Source organism: Actinomadura sp. 6K520 (genome assembly GCF_004349245.1).
Lineage (GTDB): Bacteria > Actinomycetota > Actinomycetes > Streptosporangiales > Streptosporangiaceae > Spirillospora.
The window spans coordinates 1-3,591 of record NZ_SMLC01000330.1; the positions used below are offsets into that span (position 1 = coordinate 1).

At 70.3% G+C, this 3,591-nt stretch carries 5 protein-coding genes and 1 pseudogene; 3 read left to right on the forward strand and 3 right to left on the reverse strand.

Features of this window, described 5'->3' with window-relative positions; genetic code table 11:
* Positions 1-319, forward strand: a 319-nt coding sequence (locus E1289_RS36805; protein WP_165970777.1) for a tyrosine-type recombinase/integrase, incomplete at its 5' end; no start/stop codon positions are given.
* A gap of 60 nt (positions 320-379) precedes the next feature.
* Here the strand turns inward: E1289_RS36805 and E1289_RS36810 are convergent.
* Positions 380-1,201 (reverse strand): SDR family NAD(P)-dependent oxidoreductase, encoded by an 822-nt coding sequence (locus E1289_RS36810; RefSeq protein ID WP_131988689.1) that lies wholly within the window; start codon positions 1,199-1,201, stop codon positions 380-382.
* Between the two features lie 111 nt (positions 1,202-1,312).
* On the opposite strand from E1289_RS36810, the gene E1289_RS36815 reads away from it, so the two are divergent.
* Positions 1,313-1,984 (forward strand): TetR/AcrR family transcriptional regulator, encoded by a 672-nt coding sequence (locus E1289_RS36815; protein WP_131988691.1) that lies wholly within the window; start codon positions 1,313-1,315, stop codon positions 1,982-1,984.
* Positions 1,985-1,996: 12 nt separating this feature from the next.
* Here the strand turns inward: E1289_RS36815 and E1289_RS36820 are convergent, their stop codons facing one another.
* On the reverse strand, positions 1,997-2,683 hold the full coding sequence (locus tag E1289_RS36820; protein ID WP_131988693.1) for an HAD-IB family phosphatase: 687 nt from the start codon (positions 2,681-2,683) through the stop codon (positions 1,997-1,999).
* A 74-nt stretch (positions 2,684-2,757) separates the two neighbouring features.
* A complete protein-coding gene (locus tag E1289_RS36825) occupies positions 2,758-3,186 on the reverse strand; it encodes a DUF1707 domain-containing protein (protein ID WP_207929407.1) in 429 nt (142 codons plus the stop codon).
* A 185-nt stretch (positions 3,187-3,371) separates the two neighbouring features.
* On the opposite strand from E1289_RS36825, the pseudogene E1289_RS36830 reads away from it, so the two are divergent.
* A pseudogene (locus E1289_RS36830) lies at positions 3,372-3,591 on the forward strand (DedA family protein); the annotation flags it as partial.

The window sequence follows — 3,591 nt, forward strand, 5'->3', positions numbered from 1 at the left end:
TGTACGAGACAGCAAGGCGCTGTTGCTGTCGTGGCGTGGGCGGCGGCTGGCGCGGGGGGATGTGCAGGCGGTGATCGACCGGGTGCTGGCGCGGGTGGAGCCGGTGCGGCGGCGGAGTGTGACGCCGCATGGGCTGCGGCATACGACGGCGACGCATCTGCTGGCGGCGGCGACGGACATGGACGCGGTGCGGCGGGTGCTGGGGCATGCGGATCTTTCGACGCTGGGTCGTTATCGGGATGAGCTGCCCGGTGAGCTGGAGGCGGCTATGCGGGTGCATCCGCTTCTGGGTCGGGTCGACGGCGGCCGCAGCGGGTGAGGCCGGGGGGCACGGGGTCGTGCCGGGCGCGGGCGTGGGATTGTCGTGGTGCGGCCCGGGTCATCCTGGGGCGATACGGCTGAGGTGCTCCCAGGACCGGTACAGGTCCGCTTGGGTCTGGCTCATCTGCAGGACGTGGTCGAAGGACTGGCTGCCGACGATCAGCCGTCGGGGCGGGTCCGGCAGTGCGGCCAGTTCCATGATGACCGGAGCGGCGGTGTCCGGCTCCGGGCCGGCGGCGTCGCCCCACATCGCTTCCATCTCGGTGTGCAGTGGCTGGTATTGCGGCAGGGATTCGGTGGTCGTGGTGCCGGTGGTGAACAGGCCGGTGTTGTAGCCGCCCATCTGCAGGATGGTGACCTTGATGCCGAACCTCTCGACCTCCATCGCCAGTGCCTCGCTGACGGAGTCCAGCGCGGCCTTGCCTGCGCCGTAGAAGCCGACGGTGGCCATGCCGCCGCCGCTGCCCATCGAGGTGACCTGGAGGAGTCGTCCTTCGCCTTGGGTGCGCAGGTGGGGAAGGACGGCCTGAGCCACCCACACGGCGCCGAAGAAGTTCACGTCCATATGCGCGCGGATCTGCTCCTCCGTGGCTTCTTCCACCATGCCGTAGAGCATTGCGCCGGCGTTGTTGACGACGACGTCCAGCCTGCCGAAGGCGGTTGCCGCACGTTCCACTCCGTCGAACACGGCCTGGCGGTCGGTGACGTCCATCGGAAGCGGGACAAGGTGGTCGGGGTGTTTGGCGGCTAGTTCCTCCAGGGGTTCGACGTTGCGGGCGGCGGCCACTACGCGGTCGCCGGCCGTCAGGGCGGCCTCGGTGAAGGCCCTGCCCAGGCCGCGGGATGCGCCGGTGATGAGCCAGACTCTGACGTTCGCCATGGTGCCTCACTAAACGAAACGGACCGTATCGGTTCATCTGGGAGTCTAGGGCGCCGCTCCCCCCTTATCAATACGGACCGTCTCGTTTTGTGTCTGGTCTAGAGTGAACGCATGCCCAGCAGCAAGGGACCGGACCACTCCCGGCGCAAGGAACGATCCCGGCAGGCGATCCTCGCGGCCGCCCGCGCACTGATCACAGAGGAGGCGTACGAGAACGTCACCGTCGAGGCCATCGCCGCCCGCGCCGGCGTCGGCAAGCAGACGATCTATCGGCGGTGGCCGTCGAAGAGCGCGGTCGTCTTCGCTGCCGTTCTGGCACTGAGCGAGGATGCGGACGGGCAGTCGGTCGCGCTGCCGGACACGGGCGACCTTGAGACCGACCTCAAGCTCGTCATGCGCGCCACGGTCGAGGAGTTCGCCGATCCGGCCTTCGACAGGCTGATCCGGGCCCTCACCACCGAGATCGCCAATGACGACGCGCTGGCGGCCGAGTACCGGGAGAAGCTGGCCCAGCCGCTGGAAGAGGCGAAGAGGGCGCGCTTGCGCAGCGCCCAGGAGGCCGGCCAGGTCGACGCCGACGCCGACCTCGACCTGGCCCTCGAAATGCTCTACGCCCCCCTCTTCCAGCGGTGGCTGCACCGCAGCGGCCCGCTGACCGCCGCATACGCCGACTCACTCGTCGACGCGACGCTGAGAGCTTTCGGCCCCCCGAATCGGGAGCGGGGACGGCGCCCGCTGAGCGACCGGGCCGCCGTGACAGGCCGCCGTGACAGGCCGCCGTGACAGGCCGGTCCGTCACGGCGGCTCCGGGCCCGTGGCCTGCCGTGGCGTGCGGGGTTGTGGTCTGGCGGGGTGGAGGGTGCGGGCGAGGGTGTAGGCCTCGGTGAGGTCGGTGCCGCGGTAGTCGAGGGCGGCGATGTCGGCGAGGTGGTGGTCGGCGTTGACGGCGACGGTGTTGGTGAGGTGCCGGAACAGGGGTGCGTCGGACATGGAGTCGCCGTAGGCGGTGCACTGGGCGGTGGTGAGGCCGTGGCGGGTGCGTAGTTCGTCGGTGATGTGGACCTTGTCGTCGGGGGTGAGGATGCCGGCGGGGTCGAGGGTGCCGGTGAACGGCATCGGCGGGAAGCGGGAGGCGATGACGTCGTCGAAGCCGAGGTCGAGGAGGTGGCGGGCGAAGAAGTCGGGCGACATGGTGATGACGGCGGAGTGCTCGCCGCGGGCGCGGATGTCGGCGCAGACGTCGGCGATGCCGGTCAGCCAGGTCGCGGCGGTGTAGGCGGTGGCGACGATGTCGGGGGTGAGGTCGCGCCAGAGCCGGTGGATGCGGGTGGAGAAGCCGCGGGTGTCGAGGGCGCCGGCGGCGAAGCGGGCTTCGAGGTCATGGAGTTCGGTGAGGGTGCCGAGGTGTCGTGCGACTTCGAGGTTGGCGGTGGTGCCGGTGAGCAGGGTGCCGTCCATGTCGAAGATGTGCAGGTGTGTCACAGGCTGCAGTGTGGTGGAGGGGCCGCGCGGGATGCGACCCATATTCGCGGCGGGCGGTGGGGCGGGCGTACGGGTCAGCCGTCGTCGGAGGGCCAGATGGCGTAGGAGATGAGGATGGCTGCCCAGATGCCGAGTGGTGCGGCGGGCCAGTAGGACGTCCAGTCCCCTTCGCGTAGTGCGGAGACGGCCCAGATGGCGGTCATGATGACGGCGCCGCCGGCCCAGTAGGCCCATTCGTTGCGCCAGGCGCGTTGGTCGGCTTGGGCTTTGGCGGTGCGGCGGGCGGTTTCGGCGCGGTCGCGGGCGGCGGGTGAGGCGGGCAGGTCGGCGGTGAGGCGGTGGAGGTCGGCCTGGGTGGTGGCGGTGAGGGCCTGTTCGAGGCGGCGGCCGTATTCGGTGTTGTCGAGGGCGCCGTCGCAGAGCGCGTCGCCGAGGCGCTGGACGGCGGCGTCGCGGTCGTGGTCGGAGGCGCGGATCGGGTGGTGCGCGGGTAGGTGGCTCATGGGTCTGTTTCCTGGTCGGTGGTGTGTTTCCAGGGTGGCCCGGGGTGGTGGCGGGGTGCGTCCTCCGGGGTGAGGATCCGGGTGTACTTCGTTCGCAGGACGGGGGCGGGACCTGTCGTTGGTCGGGGGTGGTGATGGTCGTCCGGCGGATTCGCGGGCGGTTGACCGTTTTCTAGCGTCGGGGCATGGGCTTGGACGTGGTCATGGGTGCGGTGGGCACGGCGGTGTCGTCGCCGTGGTTCTACCTGGTGCTGTTCGCGGTGGCGGCGCTGGACGGGTTCTTCCCGGTGGTGCCGAGCGAGAGCCTGGTGATCACGGCGGGGGTGTACGCGGCGTCGGGGCGGCCCGAGCTGGAGTGGGTGGTGGTCGCGGCGGCGCTGGGGGCCTTCACGGGTGATCATGTGT

Bases quoted from the DNA above. Each gene is read 5' to 3' on its own strand.
- E1289_RS36825 (WP_207929407.1), bottom strand. From the start codon at position 3,186: ATGAGCCACCTACCCGCGCACCACCCGATCCGCGCCTCCGACCACGAC.
- E1289_RS36810 (WP_131988689.1), bottom strand. From the start codon at position 1,201: ATGGCGAACGTCAGAGTCTGGCTCATCACCGGCGCATCCCGCGGCCTG.
- E1289_RS36815 (WP_131988691.1), top strand. From the start codon at position 1,313: ATGCCCAGCAGCAAGGGACCGGACCACTCCCGGCGCAAGGAACGATCC.